Annotated in this window: 20 protein-coding genes, 1 tRNA gene and 1 riboswitch; of the genes, 12 read left to right on the forward strand and 9 right to left on the reverse strand. The window is 46.3% G+C overall.

Going from position 1 to position 23,025, the window contains the following annotated elements:
• Positions 1–134 precede the first annotated feature (134 nt).
• The 9 genes from R7R78_RS21760 (at position 135) to thiH (ending at position 8,996) form a co-directional block, all read left to right on the forward strand.
• A tRNA-Trp gene (locus tag R7R78_RS21760) sits at positions 135–211 on the forward strand.
• Positions 212–455: 244 nt separating this feature from the next.
• Positions 456–1,838, forward strand: a complete 1,383-nt coding sequence (locus tag R7R78_RS21765; RefSeq protein ID WP_213965903.1) for a multicopper oxidase family protein — start codon at positions 456–458, stop codon at positions 1,836–1,838.
• Positions 1,839–1,961: 123 nt separating this feature from the next.
• Complete coding sequence (crcB, locus tag R7R78_RS21770; RefSeq protein ID WP_005378811.1) at positions 1,962–2,345, forward strand: fluoride efflux transporter CrcB; 384 nt, start codon at positions 1,962–1,964, stop codon at positions 2,343–2,345.
• A 60-nt stretch (positions 2,346–2,405) separates the two neighbouring features.
• Positions 2,406–2,504, forward strand: a riboswitch (TPP riboswitch).
• Positions 2,505–2,667: 163 nt separating this feature from the next.
• Positions 2,668–4,608 (forward strand): phosphomethylpyrimidine synthase ThiC, encoded by a 1,941-nt coding sequence (gene thiC / locus R7R78_RS21775; RefSeq protein ID WP_005378810.1) that lies wholly within the window; start codon positions 2,668–2,670, stop codon positions 4,606–4,608.
• Positions 4,608–6,023, forward strand: coding sequence for a thiamine phosphate synthase (locus R7R78_RS21780; RefSeq protein WP_225474230.1), 1,416 nt, complete (start codon positions 4,608–4,610; stop codon positions 6,021–6,023). The genes thiC and R7R78_RS21780 overlap by 1 nt, the downstream gene beginning before the upstream one ends.
• Positions 6,010–6,783: a HesA/MoeB/ThiF family protein gene (locus tag R7R78_RS21785; RefSeq protein ID WP_213867442.1), complete on the forward strand. Its 774-nt coding sequence runs from the start codon at positions 6,010–6,012 to the stop codon at positions 6,781–6,783. The genes R7R78_RS21780 and R7R78_RS21785 overlap by 14 nt, the downstream gene beginning before the upstream one ends.
• A 38-nt stretch (positions 6,784–6,821) precedes the next feature.
• Positions 6,822–7,076, forward strand: a complete 255-nt coding sequence (gene thiS / locus R7R78_RS21790; RefSeq protein WP_225474231.1) for a sulfur carrier protein ThiS — start codon at positions 6,822–6,824, stop codon at positions 7,074–7,076.
• 5 nt (positions 7,077–7,081) lie between these two features.
• A complete protein-coding gene (locus R7R78_RS21795) occupies positions 7,082–7,849 on the forward strand; it encodes a thiazole synthase (RefSeq protein WP_005397059.1) in 768 nt (255 codons plus the stop codon).
• Positions 7,850–7,883: 34 nt separating this feature from the next.
• The gene (thiH, locus tag R7R78_RS21800) at positions 7,884–8,996 is read left to right on the forward strand and encodes a 2-iminoacetate synthase ThiH (RefSeq protein WP_061036335.1); all 1,113 of its coding nucleotides are present in this window, start codon (positions 7,884–7,886) and stop codon (positions 8,994–8,996) included.
• Between the two features lie 128 nt (positions 8,997–9,124).
• Here the strand turns inward: thiH and R7R78_RS21805 are convergent, their stop codons facing one another.
• Both R7R78_RS21805 and R7R78_RS21810 read right to left on the reverse strand, forming a co-directional pair.
• Positions 9,125–10,915, reverse strand: coding sequence for an aminopeptidase P family protein (locus tag R7R78_RS21805; protein ID WP_225474232.1), 1,791 nt, complete (start codon positions 10,913–10,915; stop codon positions 9,125–9,127).
• Between the two features lie 203 nt (positions 10,916–11,118).
• A complete protein-coding gene (locus tag R7R78_RS21810) occupies positions 11,119–12,060 on the reverse strand; it encodes a LysR family transcriptional regulator (RefSeq protein WP_005378791.1) in 942 nt (313 codons plus the stop codon).
• A 107-nt stretch (positions 12,061–12,167) separates the two neighbouring features.
• On the opposite strand from R7R78_RS21810, the gene R7R78_RS21815 reads away from it, so the two are divergent.
• Positions 12,168–13,361, forward strand: a complete 1,194-nt coding sequence (locus tag R7R78_RS21815) for a multidrug effflux MFS transporter (RefSeq protein ID WP_225474233.1) — start codon at positions 12,168–12,170, stop codon at positions 13,359–13,361.
• 91 nt (positions 13,362–13,452) lie between these two features.
• Positions 13,453–13,734: a hypothetical protein gene (locus tag R7R78_RS21820; protein ID WP_005378786.1), complete on the forward strand. Its 282-nt coding sequence runs from the start codon at positions 13,453–13,455 to the stop codon at positions 13,732–13,734.
• A 31-nt stretch (positions 13,735–13,765) separates the two neighbouring features.
• Here the strand turns inward: R7R78_RS21820 and R7R78_RS21825 are convergent, their stop codons facing one another.
• The 4 genes from R7R78_RS21825 to R7R78_RS21840 all read right to left on the reverse strand — a co-directional run bounded on the left by R7R78_RS21825 (position 13,766) and on the right by R7R78_RS21840 (position 16,219).
• Positions 13,766–14,221: a DoxX family protein gene (locus R7R78_RS21825; RefSeq protein ID WP_054702525.1), complete on the reverse strand. Its 456-nt coding sequence runs from the start codon at positions 14,219–14,221 to the stop codon at positions 13,766–13,768.
• 10 nt (positions 14,222–14,231) lie between these two features.
• Entirely contained in the window at positions 14,232–14,990 is a 759-nt protein-coding gene (locus tag R7R78_RS21830; RefSeq protein ID WP_225474234.1) for a DNA-binding domain-containing protein, read from the reverse strand.
• Positions 14,987–15,859 (reverse strand): DUF692 domain-containing protein, encoded by an 873-nt coding sequence (locus R7R78_RS21835; protein WP_225474235.1) that lies wholly within the window; start codon positions 15,857–15,859, stop codon positions 14,987–14,989. The genes R7R78_RS21830 and R7R78_RS21835 overlap by 4 nt, the downstream gene beginning before the upstream one ends.
• Before the next feature lie 99 nt (positions 15,860–15,958).
• Positions 15,959–16,219 carry a DUF2282 domain-containing protein gene (locus R7R78_RS21840; protein ID WP_005378779.1) on the reverse strand — a complete coding sequence of 87 codons (261 nt, stop codon included), beginning with the start codon at positions 16,217–16,219 and terminating at the stop codon, positions 15,959–15,961.
• A 281-nt stretch (positions 16,220–16,500) separates the two neighbouring features.
• On the opposite strand from R7R78_RS21840, the gene uvrD reads away from it, so the two are divergent.
• Complete coding sequence (uvrD, locus tag R7R78_RS21845) at positions 16,501–18,675, forward strand: DNA helicase II (protein ID WP_005378778.1); 2,175 nt, start codon at positions 16,501–16,503, stop codon at positions 18,673–18,675.
• A gap of 919 nt (positions 18,676–19,594) precedes the next feature.
• On the opposite strand, the gene ggt is transcribed toward uvrD, so the two are convergent.
• The 3 genes from ggt to R7R78_RS21860 all read right to left on the reverse strand — a co-directional run bounded on the left by ggt (position 19,595) and on the right by R7R78_RS21860 (position 23,021).
• Complete coding sequence (ggt, locus tag R7R78_RS21850; RefSeq protein ID WP_225474236.1) at positions 19,595–21,361, reverse strand: gamma-glutamyltransferase; 1,767 nt, start codon at positions 21,359–21,361, stop codon at positions 19,595–19,597.
• A 111-nt stretch (positions 21,362–21,472) separates the two neighbouring features.
• The gene (locus R7R78_RS21855) at positions 21,473–22,132 is read right to left on the reverse strand and encodes a LysE family translocator (RefSeq protein WP_005378776.1); all 660 of its coding nucleotides are present in this window, start codon (positions 22,130–22,132) and stop codon (positions 21,473–21,475) included.
• A 91-nt stretch (positions 22,133–22,223) separates the two neighbouring features.
• Positions 22,224–23,021, reverse strand: coding sequence for an AraC family transcriptional regulator (locus tag R7R78_RS21860; RefSeq protein WP_005382915.1), 798 nt, complete (start codon positions 23,019–23,021; stop codon positions 22,224–22,226).
• Positions 23,022–23,025: the final 4 nt, after the last annotated feature.

A 23,025-nucleotide genomic window follows, 5' to 3' on the forward strand; every position in this document is an offset into this window, starting at 1 on the left:
TGGTAGTTCAGTTGGTTAGAATACCGGCCTGTCACGCCGGGGGTCGCGGGTTCGAGTCCCGTCCACTCCGCCACTTAATATCGACAACCTCGCTTATGCGAGGTTTTGTCAAATCTAGAATATGAAAATTCTATAGGGGTGTAGCTCCAATTGGCAGAGCAGCGGATTCCAAATCCGCGTGTTGGGAGTTCGAATCTCTCCACCCCTGCCACATATCAGGCTCTGACTTAGGTCAGAGCCTTTTTTGTATCTGGTTTCTTCTCATTATTACAGCTTATTTCTACTCTTATCCCGTAAGTATGGCTTTCTGCTGTACTTTGGCAGCATTTAATCTACTGAACGAACGAAACTACAGTTAGCTGTAATGATCAGTGGCCCGAAATTTTAATAATAAAGGGGAATCACTATTTATATTTAGTTACACTCAACCGATCTGGATTAATGAGTAACTATGTATGGATATATCTCGTCGACGCTTTCTTCAATCATCCTTAGCAATCTCCGCGCTTACCGTTCTACCTGCATGTTCTCTATCTAGGAGCACTAATAAGCAGAGGCAATATATATACGATATCACTGCAGAGCCTTCTACTGCAGAATTGATCCCTGGGTTTAACACAGACGTACTCGCATTTAATGGTTCGATTCCAGCGCCTACGATTCGTTGTCGCCAAGGCGAGAAAGTTATAATTAGGTTTACTAACAAGCTTTCAGAGCCGACTACAATCCACTGGCATGGCTTGCGAATCCCTATTGAAATGGATGGTGTACCTTTCTTAAGCCAGCCGCCTATCATGCCGGGTGAAACATTCGTTTATGAATTTACACCGCCAGATGCAGGCACGTTTTGGTATCACCCCCACATGAATAGCGTTAAGCAACTTGGTATGGGCTTAGTTGGGCTAATTATCGTTGAAGAGGCTGAGCCTGTTCTATTTGATGAAGAACAGGAAATAGTTCTAAAGCATTGGCATTTAGACAAACAAGGTCAGTGGAAGAACCTTATGGTACCGCGCTTGAGCGCTCGTATGGGGACTCCCGGAGAGTGGAGTAGCGTCAATGGTGTGCATGAACCTGTTTATACGCTGAAGCAGAATGCTACCACGCGATTAAGAATTGCTAATGTCGATAACACCATTACTTACCCGATCGCTATTGAAGGTGCAGAGGCTTGGGTTATCGCTATTGATGGTAACCCTGTTAAAACGCCTTACAAGCTCACTGAGCATAAAATTGGTCCAGGAATGAGGTTAGATGTCGGATTGATTGCTCCAAAGGCTGGAAAACGTGTTTATGTGCGTCAAATGAAAGGACGCTTCCCATTCCCTTTGTGCGAGTTTGACGTTGTTGAGTCTGATCTGTCGAACAACCAGAAACTGCCTTTATTACCTCTCAACCCTGTGCCAGCTCTCGATTTGAAAAATGCAGAGCAAATCGATTATGTGTTTGAGTGGGAGGGGGCGATCACTCCTGCTGATAAATCGGGCAAAGCGATCCCCCAATTCTGGCTGATGAACAAACGGGCTTGGGAGGGAATGAGCAAAGATAATATTCCAGCGCCGCTTTCAACATTGGAGATGGGAAAAACCTATATCTTCAACCTAAAGAACGTCACCCAATATCATCATCCTATTCATCTTCATGGACACACATTTACGGTTCTTGAGTTAGATGGCAAAAAACTCGACGAACCGTTTCATACCGATACGGTCTTACTTGGAAAAAACGGCAGTGCGAAAGCGGCATTTGTTGCAGATAACCCAGGGCGTTGGATGTACCATTGTCATGTAATTGAACATATGAAGACGGGTTTGATGGGTTACATTGAAGTAAAGTGACTCCTGTAACTTTTAAAATCTTGATAAGTTTTAAGCGCTATACTTTGCTGAATTCTAAGATTGTATAATCACTATTGCCGTAAATTTGATTACAATGTCGCCATTAACTTTTCTGGGGGAATTATGGGACAACTATCCGTTTTGGGTTTTATTGCATTGGGTGGTGCATTTGGTGCATGTTCTCGTTACTTAATTTCTGAACTTTGTGTCATTTTATTGGGGCGTGGTTTTCCATATGGTACGTTAACCGTTAACGTTGTTGGCTCATTTATGATGGGCTTATTGATAGCAGCTTTCGATAATGAACTTTTGGCAACGGAACCTTGGCGACAAGTGATTGGCTTGGGTTTTTTAGGGGCACTAACGACGTTTTCCACCTTCTCGATGGATAATGTGTTGCTTATGCAGCAGGGCGCTTTCTTTAAGATGGGGTTGAACGTATTGTTGAATGTCGTGTTAAGTATTTCAGCTGCGTGGATAGGCTTTCAATTATTGATGCGCAGCTAGCAAAGTAGTTAAAAATTGAACAGGTCGGCTTGGTTTCACCAAGCCGTTTTTATATACTGACATCACTTGTCGGAGTGCCATAAGGCTGAGACCGTTAATTCGGGATCCGTTGAACCTGATCAGATTAGAATCTGCGAAGGGAACAAGAGAAGATATTCACACCGGAGTTCTTTCTGGTTGATCTATCAAAAGTCGAATGTTGTTACAGGCAAATATCGTAAGCTTTAACTAGCCTTAATTTGACTCCTCTTGTCGCATCTATCCGCCAAGCATTTTTATCCAATTACTTTTTATCTAGTATAACAAAGCAAGGAAAAATGCTATGTCGAGTCGCAAACAAGCGAGACTGGAAGCAAAACAGTTCATTGATACACTCTCGGTACAACCGTACCCCAATTCAAGCAAAGTCTACGTAGAAGGCTCACGTCCAGATATTCGTGTGCCAATGCGTGAAATATCACTCGCCGATAGCCTTATTGGAGGCACAAAAGAAGCGCCTATTTTCGAGCCTAATGAGCCAGTACGCGTTTACGATACCTCGGGTGTATACACAGATCCAGAGCACACCATAGACCTCTATAGCGGCTTACCTAAGCTGAGAGAAGGGTGGATTGAAGAGCGTGCCGATACTGAGCTACTTGATGAAGTAAGCTCGGTGTACACCAAAGAACGCTTAGAAGACGAAACACTAGACGATCTTCGTTACGGTAATCTACCACGTATTCGACGTGCCAAAGATGGCCATTGTGTGACCCAATTGCACTATGCTCGCAAAGGTATTATTACCCCAGAAATGGAATATATCGCGCTGCGTGAAAACATGGGGCGTGCCAAGTATCGCGATGAAGTGCTGAATCAACAGCATCCGGGTCAAAGCTTTGGTGCGAACCTACCAAAGGACATTACTGCAGAGTTTGTGCGTAAAGAAGTCGCCGAAGGTCGCGCTATTATCCCTTCTAATATCAACCACCCAGAATCCGAACCAATGATCATTGGGCGTAATTTTTTGGTCAAAGTGAACGCCAACATCGGTAACTCATCGGTCACTTCTTCGATTGAAGAAGAAGTAGAGAAACTAGTGTGGGCGACGCGCTGGGGTGGCGATACCGTTATGGATCTCTCTACTGGACGCAATATTCACGAAACTCGCGAGTGGATTCTACGTAACAGTCCGGTTCCGATCGGTACCGTGCCAATGTACCAAGCGCTTGAGAAAGTGAACGGTGTTGCGGAAAACCTTAACTGGGAAGTGATGCGCGATACCCTGATTGAGCAAGCAGAGCAGGGCGTTGACTACTTTACTATCCATGCCGGTTTACTACTTCGTTATGTGCCAATGACTGCAAAACGCGTTACTGGCATCGTCTCTCGTGGTGGTTCTATCATCGCGAAATGGTGTTTAGCGCATCACCAAGAAAGCTTCTTATATACCCACTTCCGAGAGATCTGTGAAATCTGTGCTAAGTATGATGTGGCACTTTCTCTCGGTGATGGTCTGCGTCCTGGCTCGGTGGCCGATGCTAACGACGAAGCGCAATTTGCAGAGCTTCGTACCCTTGGTGAGTTAACCAAGATAGCGTGGGAATACGACGTACAGGTGATTATCGAAGGTCCTGGTCATGTTCCAATGCACATGATCAAAGAGAACATGGAAGAACAGTTAGAGCACTGCCATGAAGCTCCTTTCTATACCCTTGGCCCATTGACGACAGACGTTGCTCCAGGTTACGACCATATTACTTCAGGTATTGGTGCTGCCATGATTGGCTGGTATGGCTGTGCGATGCTTTGCTACGTCACTCCTAAAGAGCATCTTGGTTTACCAAACAAAGAAGACGTGAAAGTAGGCATGATAACTTACAAGCTTGCTGCGCACGCCGCGGATTTGGCGAAGGGACATCCTGGTGCACAAGTTCGTGATAACGCGCTTTCTAAAGCTCGCTTCGAGTTCCGCTGGGAAGACCAATTCAACTTGTCACTCGATCCAGATACCGCGCGCGCTTTCCATGATGAAACCTTACCTCAAGAGTCCGGCAAAGTTGCTCACTTCTGTTCGATGTGCGGACCAAAGTTCTGCTCGATGAAGATTTCGCAAGAGGTACGAGAGTACGCGAAAGACACTGAGCAAGTTGCTGCGGACCAAGCTATCTCGATTAAAATGCTAGATGATCCTCTTGAAGGGATGCGTCAGAAATCGCAAGAATTTAGAGAGTCAGGTTCCGAGCTATACCACCCAGCAGCACATGCCGAGGTAAGTGACTAATGAGCAAAATCCTTATTCCGTCATCGTTGATTGAACTGACAGGTTTAGTTCAGCAATGTTTGTTGTTGGCGAAAGAACAGGGTTTTAGCATAGAAGACATTGAGTTGGGTGTGAGCCCAACTCAATCTATTCAGCTTGTTCGCGACCAACAGACCACACGCATAACGACAGATCTTATTAATGGTTATGACTCTGAGAATGAGAGTTCATTTGTGCTCTATTACCGCTCTGCTTTATCGGTAGAAGCGTGTGCTAAGCAACCGTCGAAAGCGATTTATATTGGCATTGCTGATACGCATGTATCCGATGAAAAGGAGAAAGTGCTTCAGCTTGATATCTGGCGTCACCCAATTAACAACGAAGTGAGAGCGCTTTCCGTTAAGTCCAAATTCAACGCAATATTCGATCCCGAACATCACCTTGCTTGGATAGTAACGCTGACAGTACTCGATTTTCCTATCGAAGATGCGTTAACACTTGCTCGAGGAATGCTAACTCAACAAGCGAATGTTTCACGTGAAACACTGTCGAATGACAACCTTGGTGAGGGAAGATCTACTCAGTGGGCTGACCAATTTGATGATTTCCCCACACCTGTACTAGAGGATAACCGGCTAGGTATTCAAGTTGGTTGGTCTGCACAAGGTGAGAGCGTTAGCTTTCCAACTCTAACTAAGCAAAGTCTAGGGCTCTATCCAGTCGTTGATGATGTTGCTTGGATTGAGCGTCTACTGCCATTAGGCATCAACACTATTCAACTGCGAATCAAGAACCCACAACAAGCCGATTTAGAACAACAGATCATTCGAGCAATTGAGCTAGGTCGTCAGTATCAAGCACAAGTGTTCATCAATGACTATTGGCAGTTGGCAATCAAGCATGGCGCTTATGGCGTTCACCTAGGACAAGAAGACATAGAAGAATCGAATTTGGCTCAGATAACTAGAGCCGGCATTCGTCTTGGTCTTTCTACGCATGGTTATTACGAACTACTGCGCATCGTACAAATTCATCCTAGCTACATCGCACTAGGGCATATTTTCCCAACCACCACAAAACAGATGCCATCGAAACCACAAGGTTTGGTGCGCTTGGCTTTGTATCAAAAGCTGATTGATAGCATTCCTTATACAAATACAGAGGCTGCTTTCAGAACTTCAAAAGACAAAGAAGTAAGTGACTATGTGCTTGGCTTTCCGACGGTTGCGATTGGTGGTATTGACCAATCTAATGCAGACCAAGTTTGGCGCATGGGCGTCTCTAGTTTGGCAGTTGTGCGAGCTATTACGTTGGCAGAATCACCTCAGTCCGTCATTGAGTTCTTTGCACAACTGATGAAAGAAAGACAGCTAACGTTTACTGATCAGAATAGTGAATTAGCGCATACCAAGAGAGGCGAGAATGCTCACGGATAAGCAGTTCCTTCGCTATCAACGCCAAGTAGCTCTGCCTGAAATTGCTGAAAGTGGGCAAGAGCGTTTGAGCAAATCGCATGTGCTGATCATCGGTTGTGGTGGGTTAGGGAGCGCAGCGAGTTTGTACTTGGCATCAGCGGGTGTTGGTAAATTGGTTGTGGTCGATGACGATGAAGTTGATAGCAGTAACCTGCAACGCCAGATCATTTATCGCGAACAAGACCTCCAAGTTGCGAAAACAAAAGCGACTGTAAAGCAACTGACTGACCTTAATTCTATGGTTCAAATTCGCGCTCTTAATAAGCGATTAGACAAAGCACAGCTGCAGCTTGAGGTGATGCTAGCGGATGTGGTGCTCGACTGCACCGATAACATGCCAACGCGCCAGCTAATTAACCAAGTTTGTTTCGAGCAAAATACGCCGCTCATCTCGGCGGCGGCAATTGGTTGGCAAGGGCAATTCGCTGTCTTTGATTACCAAACACCAAGTGAACAAGAAGCGCAGAGTAAAGCCTGTTACCGCTGTTTGTATCCGTTCGACGAATTACCGCAAACGCAAAAGTGCAGTGAGAGCGGTGTCGTCGGTCCGGTGGTGGGTACACTTGGCAACTACCAAGCGATAGCGGCAATTCAAAAAATGGCGACGGGAAAGTTTCATGTCGAGACTGCCAAGTTACACCTGTTCGATGGATTGAAGCTGCAATGGCAAACCATGGCGATAAGCAAAGACAAACAGTGCCAAGTGTGTGCTCAGATTTAGTTTACGAGTAATGGGCAGAATTAAGAGAGTTGGAAGCAATGACGTTATCAGAACAACAAACAACACAAATGACCGCTGCTGACCTAGATATGATCACTATTGTCATTAATGACCAGTCACATCAAGTTGCCAGTGAGTCGAATCTACAGCAAATCATTAGTCAATTTGCGCTGCCTGAAATGGGCTGTGTTTTTGCAATTAATAACAATGTTGTGCCGCGCAGTGAGTGGGCTAGCACAGTTCTTTCACAGGGAGATAGCATCTCTTTGTTTCAAGCGATCGCAGGGGGTTAAAGTCGATGCTTAAAATTGGTGATAAACAATTCGAATCAAGACTGTTCACGGGAACCGGGAAGTTTGCCAACAGCCGATTAATGGCAGAAGCGATTCAAGTGTCGGGATCTCAACTTGCGACTATGGCGTTGAAGCGTGTGGATGTGAACGACCAACAAGACGATATTTTGCTGCCGTTAGTACAAGCGGGTGTGAACTTATTGCCAAACACATCAGGTGCAAAGAATGCTAAAGATGCTGTGTTTGCTGCACAACTGGCGCGAGAAGCGTTGGGTACTAACTGGCTAAAACTGGAAATTCATCCAGACCCGAAGTACTTGATGCCAGATCCAATTGAGACACTTGCAGCCGCTGAACAGCTGGTTCGTGAGGGTTTCATTGTCCTTCCTTATTGTCATGCTGACCCGGTTCTGTGTAAACGATTGGAAGAAGTAGGCTGTGCTGCAGTCATGCCATTAGGTGCGCCGATCGGTTCTAACAAAGGGATAGTTTCTCACGATTTCCTAGAGATCATCATCGACCAAGCTAATGTTCCTGTCGTTGTTGATGCGGGTATTGGTGCTCCTTCACATGCCGCGCGTGCGATGGAAATGGGCGCGGATGCCGTGCTCGTCAATACAGCGATTGCAGCTTCGAGCGATCCCGTTGCGATGGCGAAGGCATTTAAGTTGGCGGTAGAGTCCGGGCGTATGGCTTATGAAGCTGGACTTGCCGGTAAGGTTTCTCATGCGGTTGCGTCGAGTCCACTGACGTCATTCCTAGATGAGCTTTAGTCCTAGATTGGTTTAGCTATTAAGCGAGGAAAACATGAGCTTCGTTGAACAATTTAAGCAGCTTAATTGGGATGACATCTCGATGTCGATCTACGCGAAAACGGCACAAGATGTCGAGCGAGCATTGAATAAACCCAAGCGTGATTTGGAAGACTTTAAAGCGCTAATTTCACCAGCGGCTGAAGCGTACTTAGAGCAAATGGCGCAGCTGTCATACTCGGCAACTCGCAAGCGTTTTGGTAATACCATGTCGCTTTACATTCCACTGTACCTTTCTAACTTGTGCGCCAATGCTTGTACTTATTGTGGCTTCTCTATGGAGAACAGAATCAAGCGTCGTACTTTGAATAGGGACGAAGTGGCTGCAGAAGTTGAAGCCATTAAACGCATGAAGTTTGATAGCGTATTGCTGGTGACTGGCGAGCACGAAACTAAAGTGGGTATGAAATACTTCCGCGAAATGGTGCCTATGATTAAGAAGCGCTTTAACTATTTGGCGATGGAAGTACAGCCACTTGATCAAGACGAATACGCTGAGCTCAAGACATTGGGTTTGGATGCGGTGATGGTCTATCAAGAAACGTATCATCCTTCGACTTACGCCGAGCACCATTTGCGTGGCAACAAGATGGATTTCGAATACCGATTGGATACACCCGATCGTCTTGCAAAAGCAGGCATCGATAAGATCGGTATTGGTGCTTTGATAGGATTGGAAGAGTGGCGTACCGATTGCTTTTATGTCGCAGCGCACTTGGACTATCTTGAGCGCACATATTGGCAGACTCGGTACTCAATTTCTTTCCCACGTTTACGTCCTTGTGAGGGCGCGCTCCAACCAAAATCAGTCATGACGGATAAGCAGCTTGTTCAGTTGATTTGCGCTTATCGTTTGTTGAATCCAGAGGTGGAGTTGTCATTATCGACTCGTGAATCACCGAAGTTCAGAGACAATGCATTGCCGTTAGGCATCACCAGTATGTCTGCTGCATCGAAAACTCAGCCGGGTGGTTATGCGATGGATGATGTTGAACTCGAGCAGTTTGAGATCAGCGATGAGCGAAGCGCGGGTTCTGTGGAAGAGATGATTCGAGCCAAAGGATTTGACCCTGTATGGCGAGATTGGCACTCAGCGTATTCTGGTTAAGTAGCAAAGAAAGCCACTGGTCATCGTTATGTTTCACGTGAAACATAGGCAAAAAAAGAGGGTTGATGCAAAACATCAACCCTCTACTTTTTTCTAGCTTCTAGCTTCTAGCTTCTAGCTTCTAGCTTCTAGCTGTGTGCTATTGGTAGCGTTGCTTGACGAAGCCACTCTTTCACATCACCTTCAACCAGCGGGCTGATCTCATCCCACACTTTCTGATGGTAATCATTCAGCCAAGCAAGTTCTGGACGAGTTAGCATATCAACGTTGATGTTGCGCTTGTCGATTGGGCAGCGTGTTAGCGACTCAAATGACAGAACAGGGAAGTCACCGTTAGTTGGGGTTTCAACAACAAGCTCTAGGTTCTCGATACGGATACCAAACGCATCTGCACGGTAGTAACCTGGCTCGTTGGATAGCACCATACCTTCTGTTAGAGGCACGTCTATTTGCTTCTTAGAAATGCTCGCCGGACCTTCATGAACACTTAGGAAGTGACCAACACCGTGACCAGTACCATGATCGTAATCGTAGCCTTCCGCCCATAGGTGCTGACGAGCTAGCGTATCGATTTGGTAACCACGTGTGCCTTTCGGGAAACGTGCACGAGCAACACCGATGTGACCTTTTAGCGCGAGAGTGAATTGTTTAATCATCTCTTGTGAAGGCTGACCGATCGCGATGGTACGCGTAATGTCTGTCGTGCCATCTAGGTACTGACCGCCTGAATCCACTAGGTAAAGTGTGTTCAGTTCTAGCTTGCCAGGTTCAGGTTGGTTCTCGTGATTATAGTGACACATCGCCGCGTTGCCACCTGCTGCCGAGATAGTATCGAAGCTAAGATCCATAAGTGTCGGGTCTTCGCTACGGAACGCTTCCAGTTTGTCTGCCAGCGTCGCTTCATCATGCAGGTTACCCGCAACGACTTCAGCATCTAACCAAGAAAGGAACTTACTCATCGCTACGCCATCGCGGATATGACATGCTTTCATGCCTGCGATTTCAACTGCGTTCTTTGCTGCTTTTGGCATTAGGCATGGATCAGCTTTACTCACCACAGATGCGCCAGCGTTTTGTAGAACCAGCTTAAACCACGCGTTACTTGTCGCAGGGTCAACCAGTACATTCTTGCCAGTTAGGTTTTTTAGTCGTGCTTGCAATGCTTCTGGGTGATGAACCGTCACGCCGGCACCAACATGAGCGTCAAACTCAGCAGGTAGGCGAGCAGGATCTAGGAAGTATTCCACGCTTGAGTCTGAGTGCAGAATCGCGTGAGAAAGCAGAACTGGTAGACGTGAGACATCTAGACCACGAACGTTGAGCAGCCAACAGATAGAATCAAGTGCTGTGATCACTGCGCTGTCTGCACCGGCTTTTTTCACGAGCTCTGCGATTTCTTGGCGTTTGCTTTCACTTGACTGACCAACTGCTTCTGTTGCCATTAGGCGAACATCAGAAACCACAGGAGCAGGGCGGTCGTGCCACAGTTCATCAATTGGGTTGCTATCGAGAATCTTAAGCTCAAGTGCGCCAGCAAGTTTTGCTTGTGCCATGTCTAGCCAAGCAGCGTTGTGCATGCGAGGGTCGATTGCCACAGACGCGCCATTTGCAAGATGGTCTTTAATCCAATCTAGTGCAGGCTCTTCAATCAAGTGACGGTATTCGAATAGATCAGCAGGAACCTGCTTTGTTACTTGTACTGTGTAGCGACCATCAACAAAGATAGCGGCTTTGTCTTTGGTGATTACCGCAGCACCAGCAGAACCAGTAAAGCCAGTTAGCCAATGTAAACGCTCGTTGTGCGCTGGTACGTATTCACCCAAGTACTCGTCTTCATGAGGGACAAGTAGGGCATCAATATTATGTTGTGCTAGCCATTCGCGAATTGCATTCACGCGGCTTTGGGTATCGTTGTGCATCTGTGTTATTCCTTCAAATTACCGCTCCTTCATGCTCAGGTGTGGGAGCTGTTTCCATCTGCTTCATGCAGTTTACGATTCCATTGAGGTTCGCAATCACTTCAATAGAGTCGGAGTACAACTAGGCCATAGATGAGCCAAAAAGGACTACGACAGTTAAGCTACTCATTTTAGCCGCTAAGCGCAAATTGAGCGCGGTGTTTTTATCTAAGGTGATCGGTTTTTTGTGTGATCATCGTACGTAGCCAGCCTAATGCAGGGTCGTTTTCTCTGTCTCGGTGCCAGAATAAAGTGTAAGCCATAGGTGGGAATTCTAACGGTAGTGGCAGCACGACCAAATCAAGCTGTTTGGCCGCAAGTTGCACAAAATGACTTGGCGCAGTAAAGATAAAGTCGGTGTATGAACATAAACTTGCGGCACTGTTAAAGTCGGGCACAGTGACGGCAATATCGCGGTCGGCGCCAATATCTGCAAGGCGATAATCCAGCAACCAACGGTCGTTGCCATCACAACGTACTTGTACATGGCGTAGGGCGAGATAGGCTTCCAGGTTCCAAGGTTGTTTTAGCGCAGGGTGGTTTTTGCGAATGATGCACATTTGGTAATCACGATAAATTTCCAACTCGCAAATGTCATCGGGTGGTTGAAGAGTCAGCTTGGCATCGTTTATATCGATATCTTTTCCAGTTAAGCCTAAATCCAGTTCGCCGCGTTGAAGCATTTTAAATGTATTATCCGACCACGGGTGTGTGCTAATTGTCACGCCAGGTGCTTGTTGAAAAATCGCCGGTAAAAAATGGGGTAGAATGAGAGGGTAGACACTCTCTACCGCTGCTATTTGAAAACGGTATTCACTGCTTTGCGGAGAAAACTCTTCGGGTTGAGTCAGCACTTCTAACTGATTTATCAACAGATCCAGTTTCGGTTTAAGAAACAATGCGCGCGGCGTAGGTGTTAATCCATGTGAGTTTCGAGTGAAAAGAGGGTCATCAAATTGAATGCGCAGTTTAGCCAGTGATTTACTTACGGCAGATTGGCTTAAGCACAATCGGTGGGCCGCACGAGTAACGTTTAACTCTTCAATCAGCACTTTAAAGCAGACCAATAGATTTAAATCGATACGAGCCAGTTTTTCGACATTCACAATGAATTTCCTCTGAGGAATAATGCTCATGATTATACATCATTTCCATTCATATCATCAGATGATTAAGCTTTACCCAAAGTTCTTTATCCAATTCGGAGTGTTGTGTGTCTAGCCAGTTTTCTAATAGTAAAAAACAGATGGCGTTATTGACCCTTTTGGTTCTTTTTAGTCCTTTAGCGATTGATATTTATCTACCTGCTTTACCTCTTATTGCTTCCACTTTTCAGGTCGATAATGCGCTAGCACAAGACACGATCACTTGGTTCTTATTTGCTATGGGTGTTGGTCAGCTATTCGCAGGTCCCCTAGCAGATAAACTCGGACGTCGAACTGTTGCATTGGGCGGTATCACCATTTACGCGATGAGCGCTTTATTGGCGTGGAGTGCTCAAAATATTGAGTGGATGTTGGTTTCCCGACTGCTACAAGGCTTAGGTGCGTGTGCGACATCGGTAGCAGCCTTTGCAACAGTTCGCGATATCTTTGGCCCGGAAAAAAGCGGCAAAATGATCAGCTACCTTAACGGTGCGATTTGTTTCATTCCTGCTTTAGCTCCAATTCTAGGTAGCTGGTTAACTCAGCAATTTGACTGGCGTGCTAACTTTAGCTTTATGGCGGGTTTTGCTGTGGTGTCTGGATCATTGATGTTTTTCATGATGAAAGAGACTAACCCGTCAACAGAAAAGCAAGCCGTGTTTAAGCTTAGTCGGTATTGGGCAGTGCTTAGCACACCATCTTTTGTTTTCCATGCGTCATTATGCTTGATGGCGATGGCGGTTATTCTTGCTTACGTTACCTCCGCACCGTCGGTATTGATGACGGGGATGGGGCTGTCGATGAATGAATTCACTTTCTGGTTTGGTGTGAATGCGGTGATAAACATTGCGGCATGTATGCTGGCGCCTAAGTTTATGGAGCGCGTTGGAACTCACAACACCTTGATCACCGGGATCTCAACTCTGGGTCTCGCAGGTGTGATCATGCTAGTGATGAATGGTCAGAATACCGCGCTTTCTTTCATGTTACCTATCTTTATGTCTTCTGTAGGTTTTGCATTCATTCTGGGTGCAGCGGCAGGGAAAGCGTTAGAACCGTTTGGTGATAAGGCGGGCACGGCAGCTGCACTGCTTGGATTGTTCCAAATGAGTGGCTCTGGTTTGTTGGTGGGTACACTGCAACGCTTATCTCTTGATCCACAAACCTTGATCGCAATTCATATGTGGGTCCTATTACCTGCGTTGGTCGTTCTGTTTACAAAAGCAGGGAAGAACTGGCACTCGAGCTTTGCGAAAGCGTAAATCAGTGTAATTTAGTATTTTCCAATGTAAGTAAGGCGTGTATATTTGTCACTCAGACTTTTCCTGACACCATAACGGAACTCAAAAAGTAATGTCGTTAACCACGTATGAAATGGCTCGTATTCTAGAGCAAATGGAAGATTCACCAGAAAAGGTGATGTTTGGCAAGTTGCTTAATGAGCTGGGTAATCAAAGCTCCGAGCGTATTCGTAGTGCGGCTAAACAAGTACCTCTGCCAATTTTGCGTGATATCGTGTACCAATTTCAGCAAGTGATTGAGTCACGCAAAGATGAACAAGTCGAGCAGATGGCAAAAGACCTCGCTCAGCAAGGTATCTCAGCAGAAGAGCTACTGGCTTACTTGAATAAATAATAAAAAATCCCCGCATGATGCGGGGATTTTTTTAGCTCGTCATTTTCTTTTTCAGGATGTGGTCCAAAGACAGAGGTCCTGGCCCCCATACGATTACGATAAGAATCATCAATCCCCAAAGTTGGTGGTCATAAAAACCTTTCTCCCACAACAGTGGGTAAGAGATCACTGCGATGATGTTGAACACAAACAGCATTGCTGCCATCGGGCGGGTAATCAATCCTAGTGCCAAGAACACCGGTAGAACCAACTCCGCAGCCGTACCTAAATAAGCCGCCAATTCCCATGGCAAGATTGGCACTTGGTATTCCAGCTCAAATAAGTACAGCGTGCTATCCCAAGATGAGATTTTGATTAGTCCTGAATTGAAGAACACCCAAGCAACCCAAAAGCGACAAAAGAGAAGTAGTAAAGGGACAAAGCCTGCTTGTAAGGTACTGATTAAATCATCGTACCGATTCACTAAGTTTTTAACCGTATCCGTCATAGAGTGCTCCTTAGATTGATTGCAATGTAAAGCCGTCAACAATATCGAGTGCCATGATGCGATTGAGATGAGCGAGTAAAACTTCAGGTATTTCGCTCAAACTCTGCTTCTGCTCTAAACATTGCAGCAGTTGGAACACATCGGCATCGAGTGCGTGACACAAGGCTTCTCCATTGGCTTGAATCGAGATGACACCTTGCTGTAATTGGTTGATATTAAGTTGTTCGAATTGCCCAGTTTGAATCGCGCTAAATAGATCGAATACTGCGTAGTTGGAGTCAAAGTTGCGGCAGCCCTTTTTAAGGTGTAAGACTAAAGTGGGTTGTTGCTCTTCACTCACTTCGCCAAGTAACGCAAGCGGTTTTAATTCCGCTGCATTGGATTGTTCATACTGTACTTGACGAGCTAGGTCGATATGCCACTCGAAGCGTGCGACTTCAGGGCTGTAAGGTGCTTGTGCGATCACCTGACTAAACTGCATGATGGTGTCTTGAAAGCCTTCGCCATAATGCACCACATTTCCTTCTTTTAATGGGTAAGAAAGAACATGCTGGCGAGCTATCTGCTCAAAGCATTCTTCACCAAGCAGCGCTTCAACCATCGGGTAGGTCGCGGACAACACTTCGCTTAAGCTGACGATAAAGTTATTGCGGTAAATTTGTATGCGTTCATCAGCGGTAAACTCATCACTGGCAATATCGCAGTCTTCACCGAGCGCTTGATAGTGCAGGGCTTTAGCAAACTGGCTTTGTAAGGTGGCTAGATTCATGATGCCTTCCTTGGCTCGCTTTGTTCACTTGGAAGTGTGCCTTGCAACAGTAGTTGCGATGCTTTCTGTGCTTCTCCTAATAAGACTTCTGGCGCGGGGATATCCAAATCCCATTCAATCAACGTATGACGTGGACCGTGTTTTTTTGTCCACTGTGAAAACAACTGCCAAACTTCATCGCTAACCGGGCGGCTATGGGTATCAATCCATATCTCACCTTTGTCGAGTTGTTTGATGATAAAACCTGCCAAGTGAATCTCATCCACTTTGTCGGCTGGAATCGCATCTAGGTATGTGTCGCAATCAAAACCGTGGTTGAACGCCGAAACATAAACATTGTTTAAATCGAGCAATAAACGACAGTCAGTGCGCTTTTGCACTTCGGTAAGAAACTCCCATTCGCTGATGGTCGAATGTTGAAACTTCACATAACTAGATGGGTTCTCTATCAAGATCTCGCGTTGCAAATAATTCTGCACTTCATTCACGTTACGAGTGAACACGTTGAGCGCTTCTTCCGTATACGGAAGTGGAAGCAGGTCATTAAAGTAGTGACCGCCGTTTTCACTCCAACTTAAATGGTCAGAAACAAGAATTGGGTCGATTGAGTCAATCAGTGATTTAAGTTGCGCAAGATGCTTTTGACTAACACGTTCCACCGAACCTAGCGACAAACCAATACCGTGGCAGCTAATTTGATATTGCTCGCGAAGCGTTTGTAGCTGATGGCGCTCTGCAGCGTTGGGTTGGAAATAGTTTTCACTGTGGATTTCTAACCAAGACAACTCAGGTTGGGATTGGCTAAAGTAATCGAGGTGAGGGGTTCTTAATCCAACTCCAACAAGGTCGTGGAAGGTGTGGTGTTTCACGTGAAACTCCTTTTCAAATCGTGCGGGAAGAGAAGGATGCGTCTTGGCTTTGCGTTGGTTGAGCGTCAACGCATCCTCACAATAGCTAGCGATAAAAGATTATGAAGAAGAAGTGCTACCGCCAGCGAGTTTGTCACAAAGACCTTTTGGTACGACTACGAATGCGTCTTTTTGGTTATCTTCTTTAGAAGTACCAGCGCATGAGCTGCTTTTTGTTGCACAGTCGTTTTTACCTGCTTTAGAAACGCCATAGCACTTTTCTTTTTCAGCAGCGACAGCTGGAGCTGCAGTTAGCATTGTGCCACCAAGAGCTAGAAGACCAGTAACAGCAGCAGTAACAGCTAGATTCGACTTTTTCATAATAAATTCCTCTGAATGATTTCCTTTACTTTAAGTTGGCAAGATGAATCACCTGTTTTGGCGTTTTTGTTATCAACTTGCTTAACTTAAAAGATAGGAAACTGGCTAAAAAACTTTCAGAAAAATTTCCGAAGTAAATGGGTTTGCAGGGTCAAATGGGTATAACTAATTGATGTGTTGGGCAAAAAAACATCGATTTTTTTATCAAGTTTTGTCTAAACAGCACCCGGTTGTTTAGGTTATAATCGGTTTTTATGTATAAATAACCAGTAGCTCTCATCATGATGGATCCATCTCTATTACTCGACGGTTTGAACGATAAACAACGTGAAGCCGTTGCAGCACCTCTAGAAAACTTGCTCGTTCTTGCTGGCGCAGGAAGTGGTAAGACACGCGTTCTTGTTCACCGTATCGCTTGGCTGATGTCGGTCGAGCAAGCTTCTCCGTTCTCAATTATGTCGGTAACCTTTACCAATAAGGCGGCGGCAGAGATGCGTGGACGTATCGAAGAGCTAATGATGGGCAGTGCAGGCGGTATGTGGAATGGTACTTTCCACGGCATTTGTCACCGTATTCTGCGTGCACACTATCTTGATGCGAAGCTACCGGAAGATTTCCAAATCATTGACAGTGACGACCAACAGCGTCTACTAAAGCGTTTGATTAAAGCGCAAAACCTCGATGAGAAGCAGTGGCCGGCACGCCAAGTGGCATGGTGGATTAACGGTAAGAAAGACGAAGGTCTGCGCCCGTCGCACATTGATGCGTACCATGATCCAGTAACCAAGACATATCTACAGTTGTACACCGCTTACCAAGAAGCGTGTGATCGTGCTGGTTTAGTCGATTTTGCGGAAATCTTGCTGCGCGCACATGAGCTACTGCGTGATAACAAGTTCGTCCGTGAACACTACCAAGCACGCTTTAAGCATATCTTGGTGGATGAGTTCCAAGATACCAACAACATTCAATATGCTTGGCTACGTATGATGGCGGGTCCTGAGTGTCACGTGATGATCGTAGGTGATGACGACCAGTCGATTTATGGTTGGCGTGGTGCAAAAGTCGAGAACATTGAGAAGTTTACGCTCGAATTCCCAAGCGTGAATACCATTCGTCTTGAGCAAAACTACCGTTCCACTAAGACCATTCTGGAAGCATCTAACACCCTGATTGCGAATAACACCGAGCGTATGGGTAAAGAGTTGTGGACGGATGGCGTGGTCGGTGAGCCTATCTCGGTTTACAGCGCTTACAACGAATTAGATGAAGCCCGTTTTGCGGTGAACAAAATCAAAGAGTGGCAAGACAAGGGCGGTGCTCTGAATGACGCTGCGATGCTTTACCGTAACAACGCCCAGTCGCGTGTTCTGGAAGAAGCGTTAATTCAAGCCGGTCTGCCTTATCGTATCTATGGCGGCATGCGATTCTTCGAACGTCAGGAAATCAAAGATGCCTTGAGCTACATGCGTCTGATTGCCAACCGTAACGATGATGCAGCGTTTGAACGTGTGGTGAATACGCCAACGCGTGGTTTGGGCGATAAGACGCTTGAAACCATCCGTTTTGCGGCTCGTGACCGTGGTTGCACCATGTGGGAAGCGAGTGTAGCTATGTTGGACGAGAAGGTGCTTGCTGGTCGCGCTGCTGGTGCTCTGAGCCGTTTTATCGAGCTTGTCACCGCGCTAGAAGACGACACCTTAGAGATGCCGCTGCATCACCAAACTGACCATGTAATTAAATACTCGGGCTTGTTCGCGATGTACGAGCAAGAGAAGGGCGAAAAGTCTAAGGCACGTATTGAGAACTTGGAGGAATTGGTGACCGCAACTCGCCAATTCGAGAAACCAGAAGAAGCCGAAGACATGTCACTGCTGACGGCATTCCTAACCCACGCAGCACTAGAAGCGGGCGAAGGACAAGCGGACGAATTTGAAGATGCGGTTCAGCTCATGACATTACACAGTGCGAAAGGTCTAGAGTTCCCATTGGTGTTTATGGTCGGTGTGGAAGAAGGCATGTTCCCAAGCCAAATGTCGGCAGAAGAAGCAGGGCGCTTAGAAGAAGAACGCCGTCTGTGTTACGTAGGCATGACCCGTGCAATGCAGAAACTGTACATCACTTATGCTGAAATGCGTCGTTTGTACGGTCAGGATAAATACCATAAACCGTCTCGCTTTATCCGTGAACTGCCAGAAACTTGTTTAGATGAAGTACGAATGAAGGCGCAAGTTAGCCGTCCTTCAAGCAGTGGTCGATTTAGCCAAACTGTTGTGAAAGAGAGCTTTAATGAAACCGGCTTTACGCTAGGTTCTCGTGTGATGCATCCAAAGTTTGGTGAAGGCACCATCATCAACTTCGAAGGCAGTGGTCCACAAAGCCGTGTACAGATTGCCTTTAACGGTGAAGGCATCAAATGGTTGGTAACTGCTTACGCACGACTAGAGAAACTGTAAGGCTTGACCAAAACTCATACCAATCGTAGTAAATAACTGGTCATTCTAGCTTGTTAAAATACTCGATAACTGCGTTGCAATTTTTGATTGTAGAATAACTACTTATCGAAAAATTGCGCCTTGTTCTCAAGCATTTTCCCTACGCTATTTCTGATCACTTATTTACTGTGATTGGTATCATCAACTTAAGAGCTGCTTCGGCGGCTCTTTTTGTTTGTGCGGTTTTGGCGTCGATAAAGCAGTAAAAAAATGGAATTCGAAAGCGCGATTTAACGGTGCAGATGAGAAAAACTTTAGGCAAAGAAAAACCCCGAGGGCTTGCGCCCATCGGGGTTATAGTCTTACTCGCAGCAATCCAGCTACTAAGAGTGCTCCATGCATCTAATCCATGATAGTGTGCTGAATCCGTCAGCTTAATCCTTACGTCGCCTTCCTAGCGGTGTCCTTAATGACCTTATCCTGGTCTGCTAACTATCCTCGTTAGCTCTCATCACTTGTTCCCTGAGCGGTGTCCCTGACATCATCCTGATGTTCAAATCCTTGCCTCGTCCAGAGGTGTCCATTTCCCGTCCTTAGTAGCAACCATCCTAGTCACTATTGATTCCGTTCAATGTCCAATTTTGCAATCCATGCCCGACTATTCATCCTGAATAACCGTTTCTTCTTCCTGAAGTTCACCAAGTCCGTGGTGTTTCCTGTTCCGTGTCAGCATCCTTCCGACAGGTTCAATATTACGTGTTTAACGATTTCCAACAACGGGCTAATCTCACATTTTTTAACTCTCTTAGCGTTCAAAAAAGATACATGAGTATTAAATTCAATGGCTTATACTCTTTTCTGTACGGTTTTACCATTAAAAAAGAGAGGTTTGCTCAACCCTTTGTGAGAGATCTCGCACAAGGGGTCGAGCGAAAGACTCTTACTGCCCGATAGCGGCACCTTCACGTCTTGGATCCGCAGCGCCTTCAAGACTGTCTTTTGTTATTCGTATCGCATGCAGACCAGAGTTCAAATCCCGAACATCGGTTTTAAAGCCCATCTTCTCCAGAGCAGGCTGTAAGCCCTCTGCGGCGGTACCTTGCTCAATATCTAAGGTGCCAAAACGGTTCAGCAATCGTGGCTGATTAATCGCGCTTTGGATGTCCATATCCCATTGCGTGTGGGCGATAATGGCTTGTGCGACGTAACCAATAATGCGGCTGCCACCCGGTGAGCCAATTGCCATGTAAGGCTTGTCATCCTTCATCATAATGGTTGGTGCCATAGATGAACGTGGGCGTTTGCCCGGTTCTAATCGGTTTGCGATTGGCACACCATCTTGATGCGTGCGGAAAGAGAAATCGGTCAGTTCGTTATTGAGCAAGAAGCCGCGTACCATCAAGCGTGAGCCAAAGGCGTTCTCGATGGTTGTTGTCATTGAAACCACATTGCCTTGCTTATCGACGATATTGAAATGGCTGGTGGAAGGCAGCTCGATCGATTGGTCCATGCTTAAGTTCATGGCGTGCGACCAAGGAGGATTACCGGCTTCAGCCTTACTCAAGGCTTTACCGACTTGAATGAGCTCAGCACGTTGTTTGAGATAATCTTTATCAAGCAAGCCTTCGGTTGGCATTGGCACATAATCTTGGTCAGCCATGTATTTACCACGATCCGCGAACGCAAGGCGCGATGCATCGGCGATCACTTGCCATGATTTCGCGCTTTCGGCTCCCCAACCTTTAAGATCGTATTGCTCGGTGATCGCGAGAATCTGTCCAACCGTCAATGCGCCAGAGCTAGGTGGTCCCATGCCGCAGATGTCATAGCTTTGGTAAGCCGCACAAACCGGTTCACGTTGCTTGATTTGGAACGCATCAAAGTCAGGTTGTGCCAATACGCCAGGATTGCCCGGTGCATTTTGTACGGTCTTGATGATGTCTGTGGCGATATCGCCTTGATAGAAAGCTTTTGCCCCTTGCTCTGCAATTGCCGTCAGAGTTTGCGCGTATTCAGGGTTCTTCAACAACGTGCCTTCGGCTTTTGGTGAGCCGTCTGGATTGAAGAAGTAAGCCTTAGTCGCAGGGAAGCGTGATAGGCGCTTAGCATCTTTCTCAATCAGACTCGCGAGGCGAGGACTGACTTCGAAACCTTGCTCAGCCAAGGTAATCACGGGTTGGATTATCTTCTTCCATTCCAACTTGCCGTATTTCTGGTGCGTGTCCCACAGCAGTTTCACTGTACCAGGAGTGGCAACGGAACGCCCACCGACAACCGCATCGTAAAATTGCAGTGGTTGTCCTTTGTCATCTAGGAAGAGTTTCGGCGTTGCGGCGAGCGGTGCGGTTTCGCGTCCATCATACGTAGTCAGTTTTTGTTTCTCACTGTCCCAATACACTAAGAAGGCGCCACCACCAATGCCTGATGATTGCGGTTCTACCAAGCCCAGCATCAGCTGCACGGCAACCATAGCATCAATAGCATTACCACCTTGGGCAATAACATCCGCACCAGCTTGGGTTGCAATTGGGTTAGCAGCGGTAACCATATAATCTTTCGCTTTGATCAATTGTTTTTGCTCGAAGCCAGTGCTGTGCTCCGGCGCAACCGCATCTGCTGCTTGGTTAGCAAAGACTGAGGTAGATAAGATTAGTGGGGAAGTAAGAAAAAGACCCGTGGTCACGAGTCGGTTGAACGTCCAATGCATGATGACTCTCCATGTTGCCAGTTTTGTGCTTTGAGCTTGGCAGTTATGGAGAGTCACGTCGAGTCAGCAATCTTAGAAATGTCGATTGTGCTACGCTTTTAAATCAGTACTTTATCCGATAAAAGTATTGATAGTTTGGTATAGAATACTGCCGCCCACTAGAGTAAATACCACGCCGCATAGACCGTCGATGTAGATACCCGCTTGTTGCAATTTACGCTGTAAGCGCTGTGTCGACAGCATCCATGCAAGGCTAGAGAACCAGAATAGCGACAAGCCAAACAGGATGACCAGTGCAATACCTTTGCCAGTAATCGACATACCTGCTGGGACTAAACTCGACATCAAACTGACAAAGAACACCAGGGCTTTTGGGTTAAGAATGTTGGTCGCAAACCCTTTAGCAAACGCTTGACGCTTATTGCTGATCACTAGGTTATTTTGCTTCTTAGGTTGATCCGTCAGTGGGTTTTGGATCATCGAGATCACGGCACGCAATGCGCCAATTCCTAAGTAGAGCAGGTAACTACCACCGAGCAGTTGTACCACGGAATACAGCACTGGGTGCTGGTGGACGACAAAACTCACACCTGTCAGGCTGAACAAAGAGTGCAGCAAAATACCGACGGACAATCCCAACGCAATGTACAAGCCAGTTTGACGACCATGACGCGTCGCATTTTGTACGACCAGCGCAAAGTCCGGACCTGGACTCATTAGGGCAATAAAGTGAATGCTGGCGAGTGTCAGCAATATGGTGGATTCATTCATAACACATCTCAAATTTAACCAATGCGGCTATTGTCGTGGTAAGTCACCTGTGGCGCTTGTAAAAAACTGACAGCTTTCTCGGTAAATGAAATTAACGAGCCACTTGAGAAGGGGAAACGCCGTAGGTCTGTTTAAACGCTTTGCTGAAATGCGCTTGATCATAGAAACCGATTTGATGAGCGACGTCGGTACCACATTGACCAGCTTGCAGTAACTTCATGCCTTGTTCAAGGCGCAGGCGTGCGAACCATGCATAAGGCGTCATGCCAGTTTGCGCTTTAAAGTGGCGCTGGAACTGAGTTGGGCTCAGTTGGCACAGCTCTGAAAGTGAATCCAAACGCACCGCTTGGTCAAGGTTAGCCATTAGATAATCTTTTAACGTCCCAAGCGATTGGTTTCCTAGCGGCACCACTTTTTGTCGCTCAAGCGATCCGTAGCGATCAAAAAGTTGGTTAAATCCTTCAAAAGGAAGGCAATCTTTGGTGAGTTGGCTGAGGTTTTCACGACGAAGCAGCCCGTGTAAGTTACTAAGTTGTGAAAATATCTGCGGATCCGAGATGATCAGTTCGTTGAAGTGTATTATTTGACCGTTTTGCTTAAGATCAGCCAGATCGCTCAATAGGTGAGGTTCGATCGCAAACACATTTACTTCGTAGCCACTCTCGAGCTTAGATTGCCCGTCGTGCAGCTCATCCGGCGGCATAATCACAATTTGCCCGTGACCAACTTGGTGGCTGTTACCTTGGTATTGGAACTTCTGCGCACCATGCGTGATCAGGCCGAGATGAAAATCCAGATGGTAATGCCTTTGAAAAGCAAATTTCTGGTATTTCGCCTCTATTAGACTCAAGTTGTCATGGTCGGTTGCGTAGTACTGAATATGTTCCATTAAA

The organism is Vibrio sp. 2134-1 (assembly GCF_033339495.1).